Source organism: Microcoleus sp. S13_C3, from assembly GCF_036700905.1.
Lineage (GTDB): Bacteria > Cyanobacteriota > Cyanobacteriia > Cyanobacteriales > Microcoleaceae > Microcoleus.
Genome location: NZ_JAUBPT010000026.1, coordinates 21,905 through 46,351, shown reverse-complemented (window position 1 = coordinate 46,351; position 24,447 = coordinate 21,905). Strand labels below are relative to the sequence as shown.

Sequence of the window (24,447 nt, the reverse complement as noted above, 5' to 3'; positions counted from 1 at the left end):
TCGCTTTTGCTTGTAGGTCGGGTTGATGCCAGCAAATCCAACATCGACCATAGCTTTATCAGTCACAAAGATAGCTAGGAGTCGAAAGTTGGATATTGGCCGTTTCGACTTCAACAGAGCACAAGCGTGAGTAAGTGAGTCTAGGGTAAGAGCATCTCAATCAGGCTTGACACAAGCACTCTTTGAATCTGCATCATATAGTCATCATTCATCGTCGCTCGGTTCTTTTTTTGTCGCAAACTACGTCGGAGAGGCGTTTCTTGATTGATGGCATTAAGTGCCATTCGTCTTAGAAAAGCCAAATTTTGAGGACTGTTGAACGACCGAATGCGGGATTTATATTCATTAAAAGTCACATATAAACTCCAATGCACTTGGTTTTCAATGCCTCAATGTTGACGAATAGCCCAACTATTTAGCTGGGCATCTACTGGTAAAGAACTTAGGTAAAACTGCACATAAATGAGTGATTTTGTTCCAGAAATGACGAACTCTTAAGGGCGATCGCAATAGTGCACCTTACGCCACAGATAGTCTAAAAATTCCTCAGTTGCGTAAGTCGTATCAATTTTTAAAGCTGTAAAAGCTAATCCAGTTCTATATCTTGGATGCGCTGTTTATACTGTTGGTTATTTTGTTTAGGAGTTTGCTGTTCTTGCTCAATTAATTGTATCCAGATATCATTCCAACTTGACTGTGGATTGACAAGTTCTGCATTCGGTAGCAGCGAGATCGCATTTCGAGCGAGCTGAGAATTTTCGGCGAGCGCTATAATAACGCTATCGAGTTCTTGTAAGAATTGTATAGGTAGTTGTGAAGTTCGTTCAATTCCTAGGTAAACTGTGGCTGGTGCTGTTGTAGAGTTATCCTGTTCAATAAGCAAAAGTGAAAGGGCTTCGATTGGGTTACAGGCAATCACAGCTCGCTCAATTTCTCCAGTAGTGGCTACCCAGAAAGCAGCTTCAGATGACAGGGGATGGGTTGTAGTAAAGTTGCCTCTTTCATCGAGAACAAAAGCGAACCGGGCTTCCCCGTCAAGCGTCCGTGCCGTGAAGATAGCCTTTTCTGAGCCGGCATACAGCCAAGAATGAGAGTGCAATAAATTAAGCAATTCTAAAGGTAAACTGTACTCGACTGCTAGATGCGATCGCACTTTTTGCCACTGAGTTTCATTCCTTTCAGGCAGGATTGACAGTTGTAACTCTAACTCATTTGCTGTTGCCGGAGTTGCAGGCGCGGTTGCTGCTAACTCGGATTGTGACGACTCTAACTCATTTGCTGTTGCAGAAGTTGCAGGTGCGATTGCTGCTAGCTCAGATTGTGGCAACTCTAACTCATTTGCTGTTGCAGGAGTTGCAGGCGCGGTTGCTCCTAACTCGAATTGTGACGACTCTAACTCATTTTCCTCTGCCTCATGGGGGGCGTTCGCTAAGTGTTGTGGCTGCATTAAAGCGTCAATTAGGGCGTTATCTCGCCCTTTGTCATAGCTAACGCCTCGATGCTTCTGCAATCCAGAAAAAGTGTAGGCTTTACCCAACTGAGTGCCACTTAAAGCGACTCCATCTAAATTGTAAGAAATGCCTTTACTGAAGCCGATTCCAGTTCGAGTCAATCCGACTTGCACCTCTACGGCTTGTTGCTGCAACCGCTCAACAAATTCTGGCATAGTTGGCTTGTCTTGAGTAACTTCATCAATTAGGTCTTGCAATTGTACCCTAACGCTCTTGTTTCCCTTGCTTTGTAAATATCTGTGTTCTCCTGTAGTCGGAGCTCGCTTATCTATTTCCCAACTAGGTGTAACAGCTTCTAAATTGTAGTCTCTTTCTAACTGGCGGATTACTTCTTGGCTTCTGTAATAATCCCAGCTATCGTCAACGATACTTCCATCTAGGCGAATGCGACTGGCGACAATGTGAATGTGGTCATGGTTTGTATCGTTGTGCTTGACAACTGCATACTGGTTGTTGTCAAATTCCATCGCTTTCATGTAGTTGGCTGCGATTGCCAGCCAGCGTTGGTCATTTTCTTCAGAATCTTCTAATTTTTCGGTGCTATCGACAGATAAAGTGGCGTGAAAAACTGCTACTTTCAGGTTAGGTCTTAGTTGTCGGGCGATCGCAAATTCAGCAGCCAGTTCTTCAGGAGTCTGTCCGCACATAGTACCGCCAATTAAGTAAGCACCTTTTTTGCCGAGTACATAGTTCAGACATCCCCTCCAGCCTGTACCTTTGATTTGTTTGCCAATCATAACCGTTTCGCAGTAGGTTTATTACATCAATTGCTCAGGCTGGTTAAAAATTAGCGGACTGTAGATTTGGTGAGGTTGGCAACTATTGTTTTAATTGCAGTTTGGTTTTGTTGAATAAGGTGCTGTACGCTTTCTAAGAGTCCTCTATTGACAGTAACGGGTTCTCCTAATACCACAGCACTATTGCAAGCTTTAGCAATCTGATTGAGGTTGTTTCCGGCAACTCTAAGTTGGGCATTAATTTGGCATAAAACTTGATAGGCTTTCAAGTCAAATACAGTTAGAGGGCGTGGCATGGCTCTTTTCAAAGCTGCACGACGGATGAAGTCGCTCATACTCAAATTTACTTGGTTCGCTAATGTTTGAATTTGGCTATAATCCGAGTCAGTTAGGCGAATGTGGATATGGTTTGATAGCCGTTCTCTGGGTCTTGCTTTCAGTAAAGTTTTCATAGCTTTTAATCAGGAATCACACTATGAGCCAAGATACAAGTTAATAACTGTAATCTACAAGCGCTATTCAGGTGAATTTATATCCCCCAATTGGAGAGGGCTATTTAGACAGTTTATTAACGTAGAGACTGACTATAATTTTATTTATTTGTATAAAATAGTTTGTTTAGGTGCGATCGCACTTGAATAAGTGATGAGTTCGTTGAATTGCTTTTGAAGCATTTTCTCCCTCTAATTTCTTAGAGCTATAGAATATTCAGCTTGAATTGTAGTACAAATAGTTACAATTGTCATTAAAGCTTAAAAAAGTATTAAACCCGACCTTACGGTTAGGCTTCCGTAAAAGGAGGGTGCATTATTTCTCTTTCTGCACGTAAAAGTCAGATTTGCGATCGCAAAAACATTGCTTGCTATCGCTCATCTCTGCTTTTTTCCTTGGTTTCCCAGCTTGCATAAATTTGAGCTTTTGTGAGTTTTTGTGAGTTTTTTGCTGCAAATACTGCTTCGACTTCAGCTAATAGTTCAAGCTGAGCTTGCATAGTTTTACTCATGAAAACTCACAAAAACTCAAATTTATGCAAAAAAACTCATGAAAAGCCAGTCTCAAAAAGTTAATTTTGAGGTTTTTTACCGTGACGGTACACTTAATATCAATTTAATAATTTAACAGCAAACTCTGCACTCCCAATTCAAGTAATTGTAGCAGAGGCAAGCTACTAACTGTAGCATTTATAGCAAGCTGTACTTTCAATATCGAGCAAGCAGAACTAATCGAATAGAATGTTAAGGTTGCCTAAAAAATAGCGGCCTCGTTATTAGCCATTCAGCTATTGCATATTAATGTATCTGAACAATGGCGGTAGCGTTTTTCTCTTCTTGAGTTGCAGTTCAGTTTGTTTGCGAGATTGAATGCAGTGCTACCGCACTTTAGTACAAAAAAGCGAAGTGCCTCAGTATTTTTGGGCGGCCAGAATGCTCTAACCGTTACGAAGGTAAGCCAGTAAATTTTGTAGTCAAAGCAAAAGCCGCCACAATAGTATGAGCAATCGGCACAGTTGGAGATCGGGTAAAACCAAGCCTTTTGAGACACTTGGCTAACATCGCATCAGTGGTATTGATTGGGAGGCACAGTTGAAGATCGGGTAAAATTAAGCCCCTTGACACTCCAGCCCTAGTTTTTAGGTAGTTGTGGCGATAGCTGCACGGCGATCGATTCAAAGCCAAACCTTTGTGGTGATTTGAATTATTTTGACTTTAAAAACTGCAACTCGCGACTCCGCTGCCCTTACTCGAATATCCGAATCAGCCTGCAATTCGCTACCACTGGCTCACCATTGACCCTATCAAGTCGATGCTCGCTGTGATTATCGTTCGTCCGACAGCGAGCATCGACGCGATCGCCTTGCACTTAGGATTACCGCATTCATGAGGGTGCATTGTTTTTGTTTCTGCGCGTAAAAGTCAGGTTTGTGATCACAAAACCATTGCTTGCTACCGATTGAGAACAGCCAAAAGCAGCCTCAACAAGCAAACGCACGAACAGCACAAAAAAGCAGTAATTTGACCGAAAAAGTCTGGCATTTGCAGGATATTTTCAGGTAAATGCAGGTAAAGTGCACCCCCTGCAAATACCTGCACTTGCCTGACTTTATACTGCAAACGCCTGACTTTATACTGCAAATGCCTGATTTTAGCTGACGCAACAATTAGCTAATTTTTTAGCGTTTTTAACAACAAGTGGATTGACTTAATAGTCAAGTTGTGACCTCGGAATTGAATAAAAAATCAAGTTGAGCAAGTGTGAGAAAATTGGCAGGTAGCTAAAATTTATGAAGCGATTTTGTAGCGTAGTACCCACTATGCCAGCCATAAAGTTGAGGCTGGACTATCTGGTTTTTGCGCTCCGTTGAGGCTGTTCGCGAGTGTAAGGCTGATCTCGGTAATAAGGCAAAATGTTGTTGTCTGGCTAACCTGACAATCAATCGACTAAAATGTTGTTGTCTCGCAGAGCTTGACAGTCGGGTAAAAATTTACCCCCTGGCCACGAGAGTCCTTGGTTTTTTAGGGAGTGACGGCGATAGCCGGATGCAGTGCAAGGTTTGCTAGATTGAGAATCCACAATTCTTGTGTGGGAAAGCCAAATTTAGCTGCATCAAGATTGGGAATGCTGCCTGACGAACTCTACTGATAAACCCAGGGCTTATCCCACTTGCTCTGCATTCAATCCCATTCCCAACAGCCGAGGAATTATCAAAAAGTGCTTGTTGGATTCTAGAGGCTCGTTCTGCACCTGTCAGCAGCAAATTGTCCTCGGTGTCCCACCACCGCAGCCATAGCATTGTCTGGTTTTGATAGCTGCCCTGCCACAGTCCTAACTCTACGCCGATTGGCGCGATCGCATGCAGGGCCGCGCGAGTTCGGAACCCACTGCTGCTAAAACCTATTGTTCCGGTTGTAAACCTCCAGCCTGCCGCTGCCGCTCGCATAGATGCGACCATACCATCTAATGCTACTTTTGACTTAGGCTTCAACCAAGATATCAGGGCGCTCGATGAATGCGCGATCGCACGAGTACCAATACCTGGTTAGTTTATGAGAAGGGCTTAAAATAATTCTTTGTAGTGGTAATGGGACAGCCACCCCCACCGGCTTTAGTTTCTCAGTTTCTTCAGTTGGACACACAAGCGTGCGATCGCTCTCGTCATCCAGTACAAGCAAGCTCTGGTGAAAAAGGAGCTGAAGGAGGCGACGGTCAATCGGAGGCCGGCTGCGATTAAGTCTGAGGCCTCAATATTAATTTATAGGACAGGGGTAAAGACAAGAGCATCGCCTAGGTGTTGCCGACGATCGCTGACCCATCAGAGCGATCGCCCTGGTTGATTTGTCGGTGCGATCGGTCAGACAAAATACGTTAGACTCGATCGGCAAACCTGCGGAATGTGGGGGAACAAGTCATCTAACAGAGGAAAATACTCAGTGGATTTTTCATGGGCTAAAGAACAGGTTGAAATTAAGGAAAGCGTAATTCAGTTTGCCAAAAATTTATTGATAGAAAATCTTGTCGAACTAGACCAGCAGGAAGAATTTAACCTAGAGGGTTGGAAAAAATGTGGAGAATGGGGAATTATGGGATTGCCAATCCCCCAGGAATATGGGGGAAAAGAATTAGATACCCTCACAACTATTTATGCTTTAGAAGGTCTAGGATACGGTTGTAAAGATAACGGCTTGCTTTTCTCAATTGCCGCTCATACATGGGCTTGCGAAATTCCTTTGTTGACATTTGGTACTCCCGAACAAAAACTCAAGTATCTTCCCAAACTTGTAAAAGGCGAATTAATTGGCGCTCATGCAGTAACAGAACCAGAGGCAGGTTCGGATGTTTACAGCCTGAAAACTACTGCCCAAAGAGAAGGAGATAAGTATATTTTAAATGGTAGTAAAATGTTTGTAACTAACGGTGCGTTCGCGTTAGCGTTGCGGAGCAATATCGCGTCACCGTTGCGGAGCAATATCGCCAACCTAATCCTAGTCTTTGCCACCCTCAACCCAGAACGAGGGAAAAGGGGAATTACCTGTTTTTTAGTAGAAAAAGATGCTCCGGGTTTGATTGTCAAAAGAAAGATGTCAAAAATGGGGTTAAGAACGGCACAGATGGCTGAATTACTTCTAGATAACTGTGAAGTACCTGCCGCTAACTTGCTGGGAAAAGAAGGTGCGGGAATGGCTGTATTTAGTCACAGTATGGAATGGGAACGGGGTTTCATTCTTGCTAGTGCTATTGGTAGTATGGAAAGGTTACTTGAACAATGCACTCAATATGCCAAGAATCGAAAGCAGTTTCAGCAACCAATTGGTAAGTTTCAGTTAATTTCTAGTAAGCTTGTGGATATGAAGATGCGACTGGAAACATCTAGAAATTTATTGTATAAGTTTGGCTGGTTGAAACAACAAGGTAAATCTGCTTTTATGGAAGCAGCGATGGCAAAGCTTTATATTAGCGAATCTTGGGTACAATCCTGTTTAGATGCGATTCAAATTCACGGAGGATATGGTTATTTAACGGAACTCGAACTGGAACGAGAGTTACGGGATGCTTTGGGAAGTCGGCTTTATTCGGGAACGTCTGAAATTCAGTATCAGATTATCGCTCAGTTTATGGGATTGTAAATTACTATCAGGTGAAACTTATATAGCGGTTCTCAGGTATATGAGGTACACTTGGTAATGGCTAATTGCTAATGGCTAATGGCTAATGGCTAATGGCTAATGGCTAATTGCGTTGGCTAATGGCTAATGGCTAATGGCTAATTGCGTTGGCGTGTACCTCACTTACTTGAGAACCGCTATATAGCAATCCTAAATGATTTGCTTGCATTATACGCGAGCAAGATGCTCACACTGCAAGGATTCTGGTCTAGAGCGATTTTGCGACTGATTTAGGATCGCTATATATGAATCAGGACTTACGCACTGTAATGGTTTTGCAAGGCTTTGAGATTCGGAGTTTACTTGCAGAACGCAGTGAAGGGCTAACGCTCAGAATGACATAATTAGGTTGTTAGTGCGTAAGTCCTGTGAATATTATTGCGCTGTTTAGTTAACCTCAATCTTGCTTAAAATATGATTTATTTACTCCATCATTTTTTAGAAATCAGTGCCAAGCAATATCCAGAGCGAAAAGCAGTCATTTATAATAATAACTCTATCACATATCAAGATCTTGATGAAGTTTCGTCTCGATTATCCTGCGTTCTGAGGAATACTGGTGTTGAGAAAGGCGATCGCATCGGCATCTACCTCAACAAATCCATTGAAGCAGTAGCGGCAATTTTCGGCATTCTCAAAGCTGGTGCTGTCTGCGTTCCTCTCGATCCATCGGCACCCGTTCGGCGTATTGCATCTATTATTAACGATTGCCGGATCGAGGTGTTAATATCTACTGCTAAAAAACTTGCCAGTTTAGAACAGATATTACCAAAACTCGCACCCGTTCGGCGGGCAATTGTTGTCGGTGGGGATGCCTTCCAAATTTCAGGAACTATCAACAATTTTATCAGTTGGCAGGATGTATTGCAAGCACCTTTATTTCCCTTAGCTGTCAACGAAGTAACTGAAATGGAACTGGCTTATATTTTATACACTTCAGGCTCGACTGGAACTCCAAAAGGAGTAATGATTAGTCATCGGGCGGCACTAAACTTTATTAATTGGTCTGCCGAATGTTTTCAGGTAAGTTATGGCGATCGCGTTTCCAATCACGCTCCTCTACACTTCGATCTATCAGTTTTCGATATTTTTACAACACTCAAAGCTGGCGGTACTGTAATCATCGTTCCCGAAAAGTTAACAGTTTTTCCGCTTGACTTAGCTAGGTTTATTGCCGAACAAGAACTAACAGTCTGGTACTCGGTTCCTTCTGCCCTCATCCAATTGGTTTTGCATGGGAATTTACCAAGATATGACTTTTCTAATTTAAGAGCTATTCTGTTTGCAGGTGAGGTTTTTCCGATTAAATATTTGCGACAACTGATGGAATGCGTACCGCAGGCCAAATATTATAACCTTTACGGCCCTACGGAAACAAATGTTTGTACTTATTATCCGGTTGAGAAGATTCCCGATGAATCGATCGCGACCTTGACTATTGGTAAAGCCTGTGCTAATAATGAGGTATTTGCTGTCAACGATAGGGGGACAATAGCAACGGTGGGGGAAGTGGGAGAGCTTTACGTGCGCGGGCGCTCGCTGATGGACGGTTACTGGGGGCGATCGGATCTGACTGAGGAGGTTTTGGTATCCCGTTCGTTCGATATGTCTTCTCAGTCAGCAACGGGAGAGCAAAAGCAGGAGTTGGTTTACAAAACTGGCGATTTAGTGAGGCAAGAACCAGATGGAAATTATATCTTTTTAGGTCGGCGCGATCGCACGATTAAAAGTCGCGGTTATCGAATCGATCTAGGAGAAATAGAGACGACATTATACCAGCATCCACAAGTAGCAGAGGTAGCGGTTGTAGCTATTCCTGATGAACAATTCGGTCAGATCGTCAAAGCTGTTGTGGTTCCCCACGATATTCAGTCTTTGCAAAAGCAGGATTTAGCGAGTTTCTGTTCGGACTATTTACCTAAGTATATGGTTCCTGCTGTTATAGAGATTCGGGCATCTTTGCCAAAAACTTCCACTGGGAAAGTCGATCTTAAATTACTTTGAGAGCTAAGGATATGCCAACAGAACGCTATACAGAGTCAGAGGTGGAAGGAATCCTCAAAAGCCAGATACTCAAAGAATTTATGTACGATAAGCCAGAAGTAATTTTAGATAATAAGTCACTTCTGATTGAAGAAGAAATTATTGATTCTTTAGGGATTTTTGTGTTGATTAGTTTTATAGAAGAACAGTTTAATGTTAGAATAAATCCAGATGAGGTGGTGTTAGATAATTTTGAGACTATCGATACTATTAAGTCCTTATTGATGTCAAAACTTGGGAGTCTTGAAGCATGAATATCCCCCAGCAGTGCGATGTCGTGATAATTGGTGGTGGGCCAGCAGGTTCGACGGCTGCCACTATTTTGGCACGGAAGGGATATAAGGTAGTTTTGCTGGAGAAAGAAAAATTTCCACGCGATCGCGTTGGGGAGTCAATGCTACCCTTCTGCTACGAACTTTTTCGCGAACTTGGCGTTTTAGTTCAAATGGAAAAGCGATTCGCGCGTAAACCAGGAGTTCGTTTTATTAGCAGTGACGGTTCCGCTTCTACATATTGGTGTTTCGATCGGGTCATTAAAGACGAAAGCTATCTATCTTTTCAGGTAAACCGAAGCGAATTTGACACAATTTTGCTGGAAAATTCCCGCAAGCACGGCGCAGAGGTAAGGGAAGAAACTAGAGTTGATGTATGCAGCTTGGATGTAGAAGGTAGTGCAGACAAAGTGGAAGTTCAAGCGATTTCCCGAAATGGCGAACGGCTTTTTTTACAAACTCGATTTATCATTGATGCTAGTGGGCGTTGTAGTTTCATCGCTAGCAGTAAAGGTTGGAGAAAAGAGCATAAAGGGTTTGCCAGAACTGCGTTGTGGACGCATTGGAAAGGCATTAAATCCCTGAAGGGTGGATTGGAAGAAGGAAGCTCAATTATTCTCTACTTGGGAGGTGAAAAGAAGGGATGGGCTTGGGTGTTCCCTTTAGGGGTAGATTGGGTGACAGTTGGTGTCGTGATGGATACTGCATATCTTAACCAAAAAAGGCAGGAACTTCAAGGTAGTTCAGTAAGAGATTGGTGTAGCGAACTCTATCAACAGGAACTAAATTATTCTGAGTTTATTAAGGAATTGCTTCAGGGAGCAACGATATCGATGCCTGTTCAAGTAGAAGGGGATTATTCTTATTATTCGGAGAATAAATTTAGTACCAAGTATGCAATGGTTGGGGATGCTAACCGTTTTTTAGATCCGATTTTTTCGAGCGGTGTTTTTCTGTCTATGAAGAGCAGTTTTTTAGTTGCTAACGCAGTGGATAAGATGCTTTCATCGAACCAAACACAGGATAGGAGCTATCTGGAGGAAGCCTACGCGAAAATTAATGGTGCTTATGATTTCGTTTACAGGCTGATTAGCCTATTTTATCAGCCTCATGCCCTGAGTTGGGCGGAAGCTGGGGCGGCATTCAACTCGGTTTCGCAAGTTGACTACAAGCGGCATGAAGTAGCAATGGCAGCGGGTCATTATATGCTGGCAGGAAATTTCTTTGAAAATTACGAAAAATACCATAAGTTTTTGGATATGATGGAAAAACCTCGATGGTTTGAAGGATATAAAAATTTAGTTATAGATCGGGAAGAATATCAAACGGAATCATGCGGTGTAGCTCGTTCCCTAATATTTCCTGTTTTAACAACCGAGGTAAGTTGAATAGTAAGGATGTATCTATCGTAGTAGTTTTAAAATTTAGAACAAGAAGTTACCGAAATTCAGCTACTTACCATCATTAAATTGTCAGAATAATCCCAGATGTTGATGAATATTAACAAACCTGATTTTGATATTGGTATTATCGGCGGTGGGCCTGCTGGGTCAAGTCTAGCAGCCTATCTTGCTAAAGCAGGTATCAGTTGCGTACTATTCGAGCGCGAAATATTCCCCCGTCCCCATGTTGGCGAGTCTCTTGTACCAGCAGCTAACCGAGTGCTACAAGAACTTGGTTTGCTAGAACAAATGGAAGCCGCAAAATTTCCTCGCAAATACGGTGCAGCATGGACATCTGTGAGAGGTAATAAAATCTACAATCACGATTGGGAGGGATTACCACTAGATTGTCGGGTAGATATTCGCTTCGATGAACGGGAGATGCAGGGCGATCGCAACTACACCTATCATGTGGATCGAGGTAAATTCGACCATCTCCTACTTCAGCACGCTAGAAAGCTGGGAACAACCGTATATGAAGGGGTAAGAGTTAATCGCGTCGATTTCCCGAAAGATGATTTTCCACGCATTGTCGTTTCCAGCGAAGAACGAGAAGTTGTGAAGTGCGTGCGACTGGTTGTGGATGCTAGCGGTCGTCGGACGTTGCTTGGAAGTCAGTTAAAGCTAAAAGTTAAAGACCCAATTTTTAATCAACTTGCCATTCACACTTGGTTTGAAGGATATGAACGAGGAATATCAGATAAAAAAGATTATATCTTTGTTCACTTTCTACCAATATCTAATAGTTGGATCTGGCAGATTCCCATTACGGACACTATCACTAGCTTTGGTGTTGTGACGCAGAAAGAGCACTTTGCGAAGAAGAAACAAGAGAGGGAGCAATTTTTTTGGGATTGCGTCAGCACTCAGCCCCAAGTATTTGAAAAATTGAAGCAGGCTAAACAACTGCGTCCTTTCCAGGAAGAAGGAGACTACAGCTATGCAATGAAGCAATTTTGTGGCGATGGTTGGGTTTTAATTGGTGATGCGGCGCGGTTCGTCGATCCAATTTTCTCTTCTGGAGTCAGTGTAGCTTTAAACAGCGCTCGGTTAGCTAGTCAAGAAATTATCAAAGCTTTTAAGCAGTCTACTTTAAAGAATGGAGTATTGACACGAGAGCATTTGCGAGATTATGAGGCGACGCTGCGACGCGGTACGAAGAATTGGTACGAATTTATTTCCCTTTATTATCGTTTGAATATTCTGTTTACGATGTTTGTCAGCGACCCTCGCTATCGCTTAGATATACTGAAGTTGCTGAGTGGAGATGTGTACGATGAGGAAGAACCCCAAGTGCTTCAGGAAATGAAAAAGCTAGTCGCTACCGTAGAACAAAACCCGAATCATGTCTGGCATAAGTTGCTCGGTGAATTGACTGCTAATGCTTTTAATCCTCAATCCTTAGTAACAAAATATTGACTTGAATAAGTAGTTGGTGATGATGATACAAAATGAGGCTCCAGAGGCGAGTAAAAGTCAACAAGTTATGATGGGCGGTAAACCAACTATTCGTATTTTGGTGAAAGGCGATCGCGATGTCATTGATTCTCTACTTCCTTTAACACAAGGAGGAGAAAAACTAGAAAAAGGTTTACAAAATTTAATTAATGAAAAGTACGCTCGCGCTTTTCAAATTGAAATTATCTACGAACCCGGTGGACGTTCTGACCGTTGGTTACAACAGTTGGAAAAAATTCCCTTACTAAATGAATTGCACGCTTCCGAACAATTAGGTAGCTTCCCATCTAAGCAGCTAGAAACTTTGTTAACAGGACAATCTCCTACTTCCTTGCTAGGAGTAGATATCGATATTATAGTCTTTTCCACCCAGGCAGAGATTACTAAGAACTTGTGGCGACATTGCCAAACAGGGTATCTTATCGATATTGCTGAAGATTGGAAACAGCAACGATCTGAGGCGGAAAAACACGAGTTTCAACAGCATTTTTATCCCACAGGTTTACTGTCTGCGGAGCAATCTCAAGCCAATTTTAGCCAGTTGGTTCAATTGCTGAAAGAAAAAACAAATGCGTATATTATCTGTTATAATTGTTGCGACTTCGATCCGAGCGAGCGTACTACCAATTATCACAACGTCGGTGAAACACTGCGCCTGAGAATTCAAAAGTTAAATTTAGCTTTACTCAAGCTCTCCATGCAAGAAGGAATTTCTATTATTGATGTAGAATCGCTCTTAGCTGAATTGGGTGCAGGACAGCACGTTATTGCAGCTTTGAACTATTCTCCTGAAGCCGATCGTGCAATTTGTCAAGAATTTTTACGAGTTATAATAGATGTAGGTTTTTTTGAAAATCGCCCTTTACTTAAGCAAATTGGACGCAGGAGAGATTAAAATGTTGTTTAAATTGCTCATGCCCTATATCAATAAAGGCACTGAAGGAGGAATTTTTATTCAGTGGTACAAGGAAGTAGGAGATAAAATTGACTATGGAGACGATATCTTTGAAGTCAAAGTAGAAGAAGAGAAAAATAATCTTGTTTTAGAAACACCTGAAAGCGTACTTGCAAGCTTGGCAGAACCGGAGAAGACATCAGATAAAATTCACAAACTGGATATGCTCGTTCGTGTTTGTTCTGCTGATACAGGTTTTTTACGCCGCAGCTATGCACAAGAGTTTGTTTATCAGGAAGTAGGAGCCTTATTAGCCATAATAACTACTGATGTACATGAACAAATTAATGAATCAAAATTGGAAGAAGCTAGTACATTTCGAGTTGTTCCCAATATCATCTCATATCCTGGTATTTATGTATAACCTCCGCTTTGATTGGTGCTAATTCGATAAATTCCTAACTAATTAGTTGCTTAATTATGGAAACAAACATTGAAATAAAAAATGCTGGAGAATATATGGAATCTAACCATATTATTTTTTGGTCTGGTTCACATCCAGAAAATAAAATTGGTATCTATATCCTGGGAGGCTGCGATCTTCCATCAGTGTTTTCCTGTGTTCCTCTAATTAAACCTATATTGAAAGGAACTTGCTGCATTCTCAAAGAAGGGCAGATTGAGAAATCTAGATCGGATATCCTGTTACAAAATTTAAAAGATCGTCCTCAAGATTTGTTAGCTCCCGTATTAGAAAAATTTTATCTTCCCGGTAACTTTTTTGATAATCAACTATTCAGTCCCAGTTTTGGGGTTTCTAATGGTAGCAATTTTGAAGAGTTTCCTAAACAAGTAGTGATTCTATCCATTGCACCTGACGTAGCGAGAGTAGTTTATCAACATCGAGAACATGGCTTTTTAATCGATCCAAGCGGTTGGTGGAACAATCAACGCATGGATTTAATGTTAAGAGATTTATCTTCTGCCAATTGGTTTCGGAAGCATTTTGTCAGTTTAGGTCGGATGACGTTAGAAACTTTTATTGAAAATTTCACTCAACTGATTAACCAAATTAAGCAGGCAAGGAACGTCCACATTTTAGTATTTAATACTCTCACAATTGAACCTGGTAACATTACTCACAATTATCAGTTTGTAAAACGCCCTGAAAGCTTACGACGGCGAGAGTTCAACATAGCTTTGGTCGAATTATCTAGAAAGTTAAACTTTTGGATTGTTGATATAGATAAAATTTTAAAGCAAACCAGAACTAAAAATATGGTTGATTTTGCTCATTTCCCTGTGGAGCTTTATCAACCAATTGGTCAAGAAGTTTTTAGAATTCTAGAGGAATTAGAGATTTTTCAGGTTCCTAGTCAGTCTTCAAAGGACTCATCCCGGCAGTGGATATTGGGAATGACGAGTTGGGAAGAGCAGGTGTTTTTAGAAGATTATACAAAAAATGAATATTCTGGTCGAGGGGAAATTGTAGAACTAGGTTGTTGGTTGGGTTCCTCAACAATTTCTCTGGCAAGAGGACTGGAGGCAAATTCTCAGGTAGTAGTGAAAAATCAACGCATTCACGCTTACGATATTTTTACTTGGGTTCCAGCGATGGAACAAATAGCCAAAGGAACTGATGTAACAGGAAAATTCCAAGATGGAGATAGTTTTTTAGATGAGTATCTAAAACGGATTAATCCTTGGAGTCATCTGATTCAAGTTCATCCTGGTAATCTCACAGAAATTGGTTGGGAGGGAAGGGCGATTGAATTTTTATTTATTGATGCGATGAAATCTTGGGAGTTAACGAATAGCATTATAAAAAACTTTTTCCCTTCTTTAATTCCTGGCTTTTCTTCGATAGTCCATCAGGATTTTGCCCATTATTACGAAACTTGGATTCATTTAATAATGTACCGCTGGCGAGAATATTTTATCCCAGTGGATTTACCAGAAGTAGATCCCTCAAAAGTATTTCGGTATATCAAGCAAATTCCTAACGAGGTATGGCATTACTCATATTCATTTGATGATTTTTCTAGGGATGAAGTTGAAGCCGCTTTTGATTATTCGTTATCTATCGTACCGCCCCAGGTGCAACGAAACGTTATTGCTGCCAAGGTGATGTATTTTATTCAGGTTGGCAAGTGGGAAAGAGCGAAATTAGAATTCGAGCGAGCTACAGCAAATATCGAACGCGAGCAATGGCAAGAGTTAGCTAATGTAGAAGCTCATCTTTCGCCTGAAAAACACGATCGAATCTTGAAAAGTTGGGGAGTAGGATCATCTCAAATCGCGTTAAATTCTGACTCCTTTTGGGAACACAAATATTTAGGTGATATTGCAGCCAAACAAAGTCAGCTTGATGAAGCAACTCTCTATAGTTTATTGCGCGATCGCGCCTCTCGAAACCCAGACCAAACAGCCTACACTTTACTAGAAGATGGAGAGAACGAGATCGCCGGTCTAACTTATCGGCAGTTGGATGAAAAAGCAAGGGCGATCGCTGCTTATTTACAATCTCAACTCTCCGTTGGGGAAAGAGTTTTGCTGGTTTATCCCCAAGGTTTAGAGTCCATTGTCGCCTTTTTCGGTTGCCTTTACGCTGGAGCCGTTGCCATTCCTGCACCCGCACCGGAAGCGGCGCGGCTAAAACGTATTTTACCGAGATTGGAGGCGATCGCATCTGATGCTAAAGCTTCATTAATCTTAACTACCGCCAGTCTGTTATCGCATCGCGAAACTGCAAGGGAAACGTCCAAATTGGTAGCCTTACCTTGGACAGCCACCGAGAAAATTCCCTCCCAGCTAGCCGCCCAATGGCAACAGCCGGAAATTAATGGCGACACCTTAGCCTACCTGCAATATACCTCCGGTTCCACTTCCACGCCCAAGGGAGTGATGCTCGACCATAACAACCTGATGTGCCATTTAGCGGAACTTCAACAAGCTTGCGGGTACGACTCCAACAGCATCACCGTTACTTGGATGCCCTATTTTCACGATTACGGACTGGTAGAGGGGATTCTCGCACCGCTTTACAATGGCACTCCTTGTTATTTGATGTCGCCGATGGCGTTTATCAAGCAGCCGCTACGCTGGTTAAAAGCTATTTCCCACTATCGCGCCACCCACAGCCAAGCCCCTAATTTTGCCTATGCTTATTGCTTAAAACGGATAACGTCAGAAGAACGCGCCACTCTTGATTTAAGCAGTTGGCAAGCTGCGGGAAATGCCGCCGAACCTATCAACCCGGAGGTGATGGAACAATTTTGCCAAACGTTTGAGTCGTGTGGGTTTCGTCAATCTGCCTTTGCCCCAGCTTACGGACTGGCGGAAGCAACTCTGATGGTAACGACGAGTCGGAAAACGGATGATTTGGTTTTCTGCACGGTTTCGGCTTCGGAGTTGGCACAAAATCGCATTGTCGAGACACCGACGGGTCAAAGATTGGCTGGTTCGGGGCGGCTGTTAGGGAATACTGTTGTGGCTATTGTGCATCCAGAAACGTTGACTGGCTGTGCCTCGGATGAAGTTGGGGAAATTTGGGTGTCGAGTGCGGGGGTGGCACGGGGTTACTGGCAGCGTCCCGATGCGACTCAGGAGACGTTTCGCGCTTACTTAGCGGAGACGGGGGAAGGGCCGTTTCTGCGGACGGGGGATTTAGGATTTATTCAAGATGGGGAATTGTTTGTTACGGGTCGTCTGAAGGATTTGATTATTATTCGGGGAGAAAACTATTATCCCCAAGATATTGAATGGGTGGTGGAAAAGAGCCATGAGGCTTTGCGTCCGAATTATAGAGCGGGATTTTCTATAGAAGTTGATGGAGTCGAGCAGTTAGTTATCGTGTTTGAGGTCGAGCGCCAGAAGAGTAAAAATCTGAATGTGGATGAAGTTGTGAGTGCGATTCGCAATGCTGTAGCCGAACACTACGAGTTGCCTGTTTATGCCGTAGTGTTGCTGAAGCGGGGGAGCATTCCTAAGACTTCTAGTGGAAAGATTCAGCGCCAAGCGTGTCGGAAAGCTTTTCTTGATGGCAGTTTGAATAGTATCGCTGTTTGGACTTTAGCAAGTGCATCCGTTCACCAGAAGACTACTCCTCAGAATGATATAGAGTTCCAATTAATTCAAATTTGGCAAAGGGTTTTAGGTATTACATCCATTAGCACCAAAGACAACTTCTTTGAGTTAGGGGGAGATTCGCTAAAAGCTGCGAGTTTAGTAGCTGAAATAGAAAATTTATTCGTTCAAAATATTCCTTTGGCGAGTTTAGTAGAAGCACCCACTATTGAGCAACTAACCAATTTTATTATTCTGGAAAACAGAGAAGTGAAGTCACGATCGCTCATCCCGGTAAAACCTAATGGAGGCAAGCAACCTTTCTTTTACGTTCACAGTCCAGAATCTTTTATATTGGCACGCTACATAGCCCCCGCTCGCCCTTTTTATGGGCTACAAGCAGTAGGGCTAGATGGACAAAAAGCCCCTTACACCTGCATGAAAGATATAGTAGCTTACTACATCCAAGAAATACGAACAGTTCAACCTGAAGGCCCGTATCTATTAGGAGGTCTCTGTATAGGAGGTAATATTGCTTTTGAAATAGCTCAACAACTAAAAAAACTCGGTCAGCAAGTTTCGCTAGTAATTATGATAGATAGTCGAAATCTAATGCTAACTAAAGAAGAAAAACTTGAGTTTAAAAAAAGTATAAAAATCAGAGATCAAAAACACCGGGAGGATTTGTTAAATAACGGTGTTAGCCTTAAGCAAGTTGAAAATATTTTTAAAGTTTTAGACGCTAATATTGAGGTTTTAGCTAGTCATGTCCCACAAATATACTTGGGTAAAGTTGTTTACTTCTCATCCCAAGAGGATATTACTGGATCTGAGTTCGATCCCATGCAACCCAATGGCTGGAATAGTTGGGTTGCAGGTGGGATTGAAGTTCACAAGGTTCCGGGCAACCACATGACTTTATGGCAAGAACCTCACGTCCAAATCTTAGCAGAAAAAATGAATGCTTGTTTAGAGCAGGCAGAGCGAGAATATGAGCAAGAAAAAGTGCTAACAAACCTATCTCAAATCCAGCCAATACTGGAAAAATTTCCACTCTTGACAAGCAGAAACGAGCATGAATTTATAGACAAAATACAACCAGAGCAAATAAACCAAGAACCAGTACAACTGCAACTGGCCCAGGAGAAATTAGCACTGACGCTGGCTCAATTATCCGCCTCACAGATTGAATTAGCACAACTGAAGGCTTATTTCCAACAAGCTCATGGAGTAGAGGGAGTAATGAACTATTATCGCTCTCGCATCGCGTCTAACCCCGATGACATCCAACTTTATCATCAGGCACTGGAAGTTAAGCCAGATGATGCTCAAATTCATTTGCAACTAGGTAATGCTTTAGTTAGGCAAAATCACTTTGATGATGCGATCGCATCTTACCAAACTGCACTTCAATTTCACCCAGATAACTTTGAAATCCACTTAGAGCTAGGAAAGGTTTTAGAGAAAGAGAAGAAATGGGATGAGGCGATCGCATCTTACCGACGTGCGATCGAACTGAATCCAGATTACTCGCGATTGCACAAACACTTGGGAGACATTTTAGCAGAACGCGGTCAAATTAACGAAGCAAGTACCTGCTACCGTCGCGCCTTGCAGCTTGAACCGAGAATTTTTTGAATTTACAGGAGTTAAGAAGGGAAGCGATCGCGTCCTACTCGTCTATAATATCCGAGGTTTGGATGCGATCGTTGCTCTTCTTTAAATGATTGCCTATGTTACCAGAAAATCACATACAAAATCTTATCGCACACTATCAAATAGAAATATTCATGCACGGTTCTGTAGCCGAGTTAGGGAGGCAACTCCCTAACTTAGGCATCCACCTAACCGCCCAAAACGTGGAAGGTTATGCCATCATTGATCCAGCCTTTAACATTTGGATCGAGGGAGTAGAACATATTCCACAAACCACCAGGCAAGATTTGGTGATACTGGTACACTGGAACGGAGTTATTGCTTGCGCTGGTCAACACATAAAAAGCATCCTTATTGTCATTAGTCCAAGCTGGTGCTGGCAAGGAGCTGGTATCAAAACCGTAACGCTGTGGCGATCCGGCACTAAACTGATGTACGGCAGTCGCGCCGACGGTGTGTTGCTGAAATGCGAAAAATGCAATCCCAGCTTTAGTCCAGTCTTGCCCCGGTGTATCAGTGGGGTTAGTTGTGTAATGGTAGCGGGGTGGGTTCTCAGCTTTATACAGGTAAATGGGAATAGGCATACTTTCCGAATTAGTGCTGCCGACTTCCATTGCAGAGATTTGTGCTGTGCTGGTATAAAACGGCGGTAACTTCATCATAACTGAGCGCAATTCTTCAATTGAGCTGCCGTCTTGTGGTGGATAATAATATTGAAAATTTGCAGGAAACACCTGCGGTATAGGCCCTTCCATAGTAGAGCCATAAGCCCCCAATGTCATAAGAGTTGTCGCATCACTAGGATTAGGTGCATAGAGAAATACAAATGTTCCGTATTTGGGGTGAGTTAGATACTGCTCTGCATCTTCTTGTATTTTTTTGTCTTCGTTATTCATTAGTTCAAAACGGGTAGTTGCATAAAACTGCGTGACATTCATAAATGCAGTATGAACAGGACTCTCATCAAAACTGTCCGCTAGGCATAGAACAACATTGCCAAAAGTATCTAACAGTGCAACAGCATTTTTTGCGCCTGACTTAGCATTTTTTACCCTCTGAAGAACGTTGAGAAGTTGAGTATTTGGAAGACGAGGAGGTACTTTTACCTTGAAGGCATCAGAATAAATCTCTTGGTATTTCTTTTTGATAGGCGAATCATCAGGCAATTTTGCTGGATCTGATAACTTGCCGGGGTCTAAGCCAGAATTAGAACTGTTCTTACGAACTGTTTCTACACTAGCTTTAAAAATTGCATCACATCCCATTAGTCTTTCTGCGCTAACCTCTGTATTCTTAAAAACTACAGTATCAGACCCCATATAGTTGCGTCTATAGGTACTGGGCTCGCCATCCTTCCCGCAAGCGTAGTAGCCAAATTTCGATTTAGCCACTTGACACAATTTTTCCGGTAAGTCATCAAAGGTAAATTTACTGTCGTAGTTAATCCCTGCAAAATCATCGATTGCCACAACACCTACATTAAACCCAGCAGCTAATAATGCTCCTGTACACATGACACAAGGATCAAGTGTTGTCACAATAGTCAACTCGCTGGGTTCAGGTAGTTTATCTTTATCTTTATTCTCGTAATACCAATAAACGAGCTGACGCTCACCATGAGCAGTTGGATCATAGGTAAAAGTTTTGCCATTCTTCAAAGGCTTTAGCACATTATTGTGCATTACTTTAATGACTTTACCTGTCGCATTGCAGATGATTGCACCTCCTACAGAAAAAGTACCTTGATCCGCCGCCAACATGGCTTGCTCCAAAACTATTGATGCGGCTTCATCTGCATTTTTAACTTCCGTCATAAGAAACTCCTTGTGGAAATACTTTGATTGATTACCTAAATTTTCTTACCACATTATGGTTATCGTATCTAGGGAACTTTGTTACACATTAATATTATCGCTTGCTCACTTATTGCTGCATGATGGTTGATATGAGGGAGTTAGTGTAGATCAGAGTTGCGGCGGGCATCCCCTCCAAGCAGATTGTTTTGGGGAAAAGTTGCCTCGAACAACGATTTCTGGCAGAGGAAAGCGATTTCGCGACAGGTGGAGTGCGATCGCTCTCTCCACTTCTTCCACTGGTCAATCACAACAGAACGTATATCTTTCTTTTGATCCATACACGTAATATCACTGTGTTCGCAAGTCAAAAAATCTAAGTTCTGTTCTTTCCCCTCCATTAAAAATTCATTGATAGCAACTGTGTACTTATGATTCTTGTCAAGGATTTGACCGTTAATCATCCATTTTTTTTGTTCATCCTGACTTACATTAGCTGTTTGAAGATAGCCACCACTGCCTTTATTTTTATTTCCTTGATTCAATACAGTTTCTAGCAGACTACCTTTCATCACAACAGGTACAACATTATCTTTATACGGCAGCATCCGAAGCACATCGTATTGGGTAATTTGACCCGGATTTATTACATCATCAATCCGAATCGAGCCGCTATTAATTATAGCTAAATCAGCCTTTTCCACTTCAGTTAACATGAATTTAGTAATTAATTGAGTCAGGTTCGTAGGTTGATTACGAATACTACTTTCCAAACCATCGAGCGGCTCACTTGTTGTCGTAATTTCATCCTCAGGCTTAAAACCATCCTTTTTAAACGCTTCAAAAGCTTTTTCAACCCATTCCTTGACCACATTTGCCGTGCTGGGGTCTTCATCAAATTTCTTATCAATCGGTACAAGCTCTGAGTCAATCTTAAGCTGTTTGGTAGTAGTATCGTAGCTCAAACGGTGGACGTACACGGTTCTGGCATTGGCATCAGCTTTGAAAATTGGAGTAAGGTTTTGACCTCGCCACACCTGTATATTTTCATGCTCATGACCACCCAGAATCATTTTAACTTCCGGTACTTCTTTTGCCAATTGTATATCCTGGTCTATTGAAAGATGAGTTACGGCAATCAGAATATCGACTTTGCCCTTCAGTTCCATTATTTGGTTTTTTGCTGCTTGAATTGGGTCAATGTAGTTAACATATCCAGGGCTGTTTATAGGAATTGTTAGGCCAATTAAACCAACTCGTACTACAGTACCTTGTTCGCCTTTTACTTCAAGAACTATATATGGAGAGACTCCATTAAAGGGCTGGTTTTTTTTATCTGATACATTACCCGAAAACCATCTGAATTGAGATTCTTCCAATCGTTTATAGAACTGGTCTTTTTTCAAATCAAATTCGTGATTTCCAAATGTTGCGTAGTCAAGTCCTAGAGTATTCATGACCGCTACCATTTGCTGACCGGCTATAGGTTTGCCATCTATCTTAGCGGTTCCTAATGCTGAAGGGCTCAAAAGATCTCCAGCCAACAGAGTATAAGTACGAGGGTTTTCCCTCAGCAATTGTTGTCGCAAAGTGGCAACACGCGCTAATCCACCACGAGCATTTTCTCCCTTTGGGGTGGCGATTTCATAAATGTCATTAAGATGAAGCAAATTAATGTTAACGATTTCAGCAATAACAGGACTTGCTATAATAATCGCTAATACTTGTAATGCGAAACTGCAACCCTTCCAAATCAATTTCATTTTTTGTTCCTACTAATAACTCGGTATGCAATGGGAAAAGATTATAAACCAGACATTGCCTTGTTTATAGACTTTTGACCAACTCGATAACTGTTACTCCCTGATATGAAATGTGCTTGAGTATGGGGTGTGAGATGAAGTCGAATTATTAATAGGTAACGTTCCTACCGAGCCTAACCTCTACCTAAGGGAGATGTCAATAGTAAACTGATTTTTTGTTTAAGTCCTGCTAACAATGTGGCTTCTGCCAATCCGTAGGCTGGGGCAAAAGTGTCGAGCATCACTCCCTTGGGGGTGGAAGTGGAACCAGAGGTATATTGTAGGTAAGCTAGGGTATCGGTGCTAATTTCCGGCAGTTGCCATTGGGCAGCAAGTTGGAAAGGAATTTTCTCAGTGGCTGTCCAAGGAATAGTAGCAAGTTGGGGCGTTTTTTGGGCAATTTCTCCCTCTGCCAAATAGTAGTTGAGTAGGAGTGAAACCCTGCGATTGAGTTGGCTGACAAAGCTTCTTGCCTTAAATGTTAAATGGTGGCCGTCACGGTTGGCTAGCAGCCTGGCGGTGGTTAAGATTAATGAAGCTTTGGCATTGGTGGCGATCGCCTCCAGTCTCGGTAAAATACGTTTTAGCCGTGCCGCTTCCGGTGCGGGTGCGGGAATGGCAACGACTCCAGCGTAAAGGCAACCGAAAAAAGCGACTATGGACTCTAACCCTTGGGGATATACTAGCAGGACGCGATCGCCAACAGAGAGTTGAGATTGTAAGTAAGTGGCGATCGCCCTAGCTTTTTCGTCCAATTGGCGGTAAGTAAAACTGGCGTTCTCGTTCTCCCCATCTTCTAGGAAGGTGTAGGCGATGCGATTCCCCTGCGGGGACGCTGCGCGAACGGGATGTTGGGAAGCGAGATTTTGCAAGAGATTAACGAGAGTGAACAGCGCCATACCTTTGTTTTTTGCCAGATAGCCTATTCTAACTAAACTTACAATTAAGTTACATCCCGTTAAAACACGACCTATGACCTATTGAGGTCAACGAGCAAAATGGCTGTCTTCAACTTGTCAAAAAAAGCCATTTATTGAATTCAAAGCTCAGAGCACTTTGGATGTTTGAAAGCTTTCCCTACAGCCAAGATATTTTATCCATTAGACATCTCCAAAATAGTAACATTATGTGGTAAAAGAACATAAGAGACCTTTTTTTACACAGAAAGATGAGCGACATCCTGAATCATATTGAAGAAAATCCTAAACAAACACAGCGATTAATTGGTCTGGCCTATGAAGAGTTACAACAATTGCTCCAAAATGCCGAACGATTACATCATGAAAAACAAGCTTTACTAGAAGCAAAGAAAGTGAGAATTATTGCTGGTGGAGGAGGTCGAAAACCAAAACTATCTCTTCCCGAACAAATAATTTTAACCTTGGTCTATCTGAGGCATATGACAACATTTCAACTTCTGGGCATCCAGTTTGGAGTAAGTGAGTCTACAGCTAATGATACATTTAACTATTGGTTGCCGCACCTGCTTTGATTGCTACCATCTAGCTTGCTGGAACAAGTAAAAAAAAACGCTGCTGACCATGCAATAGTTAAGGAAATACTCACAGAATATGAATTAATAGTAGATACCTACGAACAAGTCAGAGAGAGACCTGGAGATAAGGAGGAACAAGAAAAATACTTTTCAGGCAAGAAGAGTAATCATACATTCAAAAGTCAAATAATTATCATGCCAGATGGTAGAGATATAGTTGATGTTGTGGCAGGGGAACCTGGACCTAAAAGCGATATAACCTTATTCCGGGAATATCGTTCCGAGTTTGACCCTCAACAAAGATTTAAGGGAGATAAAGCTTACGTTGGAGAAGATTTAATAACAACTCCCATTAAAAAACCCAGAAACCGAGAATTAACAACTGAACAAAAAGAACAAAACAAAGCTTTTTCGGCTCGCCGAATTTTTGTGGAACATCGAATTAGAACGGTCAAGATATTTCGAGTTGCCCAAGAAAGATTTAGATTAAACCCCCAAAAATATGAGCAAGTAATTTTAACGATTTGTGGAATAGTAAGGTTGCGAATAGGAGCCTTAATATTACCATTAGGAAAAGCGGGGAAATGCTCGAATAAAAATTAACACAGCTTCCTCAA

The 24,447-nt window shown here is 42.0% G+C and carries 19 protein-coding genes; 11 read left to right on the top strand and 8 right to left on the bottom strand.

What is annotated here, in order from left to right; translation table 11 throughout:
* Positions 1–586 precede the first annotated feature (586 nt).
* From QUA16_RS10100 to QUA16_RS10080, 5 genes are all read right to left on the bottom strand, one after another.
* Complete coding sequence (locus tag QUA16_RS10100) at positions 587–2,248, bottom strand: relaxase/mobilization nuclease domain-containing protein (protein ID WP_333103247.1); 1,662 nt, start codon at positions 2,246–2,248, stop codon at positions 587–589.
* 50 nt (positions 2,249–2,298) lie between these two features.
* Positions 2,299–2,700 (bottom strand): plasmid mobilization protein, encoded by a 402-nt coding sequence (locus QUA16_RS10095; protein WP_333103246.1) that lies wholly within the window; start codon positions 2,698–2,700, stop codon positions 2,299–2,301.
* 410 nt (positions 2,701–3,110) lie between these two features.
* The gene (locus QUA16_RS10090) at positions 3,111–3,239 is read right to left on the bottom strand and encodes a hypothetical protein (protein WP_333181121.1); all 129 of its coding nucleotides are present in this window, start codon (positions 3,237–3,239) and stop codon (positions 3,111–3,113) included.
* Between the two features lie 952 nt (positions 3,240–4,191).
* Positions 4,192–4,380, bottom strand: coding sequence for a hypothetical protein (locus tag QUA16_RS10085; protein WP_333103244.1), 189 nt, complete (start codon positions 4,378–4,380; stop codon positions 4,192–4,194).
* 422 nt (positions 4,381–4,802) lie between these two features.
* Complete coding sequence (locus tag QUA16_RS10080) at positions 4,803–5,231, bottom strand: hypothetical protein (protein ID WP_333103242.1); 429 nt, start codon at positions 5,229–5,231, stop codon at positions 4,803–4,805.
* A 96-nt stretch (positions 5,232–5,327) separates the two neighbouring features.
* Between QUA16_RS10080 and QUA16_RS10075 the strand changes: the two genes are divergently transcribed.
* The 9 genes from QUA16_RS10075 (at position 5,328) to QUA16_RS10035 (ending at position 18,722) form a co-directional block, all read left to right on the top strand.
* Positions 5,328–5,477: a hypothetical protein gene (locus tag QUA16_RS10075; RefSeq protein WP_333103240.1), complete on the top strand. Its 150-nt coding sequence runs from the start codon at positions 5,328–5,330 to the stop codon at positions 5,475–5,477.
* Positions 5,478–5,676: 199 nt separating this feature from the next.
* On the top strand, positions 5,677–6,870 hold the full coding sequence (locus QUA16_RS10070; protein ID WP_333103238.1) for an acyl-CoA dehydrogenase family protein: 1,194 nt from the start codon (positions 5,677–5,679) through the stop codon (positions 6,868–6,870).
* 453 nt (positions 6,871–7,323) lie between these two features.
* The gene (locus tag QUA16_RS10065) at positions 7,324–8,913 is read left to right on the top strand and encodes an amino acid adenylation domain-containing protein (RefSeq protein WP_333103235.1); all 1,590 of its coding nucleotides are present in this window, start codon (positions 7,324–7,326) and stop codon (positions 8,911–8,913) included.
* An 11-nt stretch (positions 8,914–8,924) separates the two neighbouring features.
* Positions 8,925–9,206, top strand: a complete 282-nt coding sequence (locus QUA16_RS10060; RefSeq protein ID WP_333103233.1) for an acyl carrier protein — start codon at positions 8,925–8,927, stop codon at positions 9,204–9,206.
* Entirely contained in the window at positions 9,203–10,612 is a 1,410-nt protein-coding gene (locus QUA16_RS10055; protein ID WP_333103231.1) for an FAD-dependent oxidoreductase, read from the top strand. The genes QUA16_RS10060 and QUA16_RS10055 overlap by 4 nt, the downstream gene beginning before the upstream one ends.
* 105 nt (positions 10,613–10,717) lie before the next feature.
* Positions 10,718–12,085 carry an NAD(P)/FAD-dependent oxidoreductase gene (locus tag QUA16_RS10050; protein WP_333103229.1) on the top strand — a complete coding sequence of 456 codons (1,368 nt, stop codon included), beginning with the start codon at positions 10,718–10,720 and terminating at the stop codon, positions 12,083–12,085.
* 19 nt (positions 12,086–12,104) lie between these two features.
* A complete protein-coding gene (locus QUA16_RS10045) occupies positions 12,105–13,019 on the top strand; it encodes a hypothetical protein (protein WP_333103226.1) in 915 nt (304 codons plus the stop codon).
* Between the two features lies 1 nt (position 13,020).
* Positions 13,021–13,443 (top strand): hypothetical protein, encoded by a 423-nt coding sequence (locus QUA16_RS10040; protein ID WP_333181119.1) that lies wholly within the window; start codon positions 13,021–13,023, stop codon positions 13,441–13,443.
* A 56-nt stretch (positions 13,444–13,499) separates the two neighbouring features.
* A complete protein-coding gene (locus QUA16_RS10035) occupies positions 13,500–18,722 on the top strand; it encodes an AMP-binding protein (RefSeq protein WP_333103222.1) in 5,223 nt (1,740 codons plus the stop codon).
* Between the two features lie 206 nt (positions 18,723–18,928).
* Here QUA16_RS10035 and QUA16_RS10030 read toward each other — a convergent pair whose 3' ends face one another.
* The 3 genes from QUA16_RS10030 to QUA16_RS10020 form a co-directional block, all read right to left on the bottom strand.
* Positions 18,929–20,554 carry a nucleoside deaminase gene (locus QUA16_RS10030; protein ID WP_333103221.1) on the bottom strand — a complete coding sequence of 542 codons (1,626 nt, stop codon included), beginning with the start codon at positions 20,552–20,554 and terminating at the stop codon, positions 18,929–18,931.
* Between the two features lie 140 nt (positions 20,555–20,694).
* Positions 20,695–22,296 (bottom strand): bifunctional metallophosphatase/5'-nucleotidase, encoded by a 1,602-nt coding sequence (locus QUA16_RS10025; RefSeq protein ID WP_333103220.1) that lies wholly within the window; start codon positions 22,294–22,296, stop codon positions 20,695–20,697.
* A gap of 173 nt (positions 22,297–22,469) precedes the next feature.
* Positions 22,470–23,234, bottom strand: coding sequence for an AMP-binding protein (locus QUA16_RS10020; RefSeq protein ID WP_333103218.1), 765 nt, complete (start codon positions 23,232–23,234; stop codon positions 22,470–22,472).
* Between the two features lie 269 nt (positions 23,235–23,503).
* Here QUA16_RS10020 and QUA16_RS10015 point away from each other — a divergent pair, with 269 nt between their 5' ends.
* Together QUA16_RS10015 and QUA16_RS10010 are read left to right on the top strand one after the other, a co-directional pair.
* Positions 23,504–23,827, top strand: coding sequence for a transposase family protein (locus QUA16_RS10015; protein WP_333103216.1), 324 nt, complete (start codon positions 23,504–23,506; stop codon positions 23,825–23,827).
* A 15-nt stretch (positions 23,828–23,842) separates the two neighbouring features.
* A complete protein-coding gene (locus QUA16_RS10010) occupies positions 23,843–24,433 on the top strand; it encodes a transposase family protein (RefSeq protein ID WP_333103214.1) in 591 nt (196 codons plus the stop codon).
* Positions 24,434–24,447 lie beyond the last annotated feature (14 nt).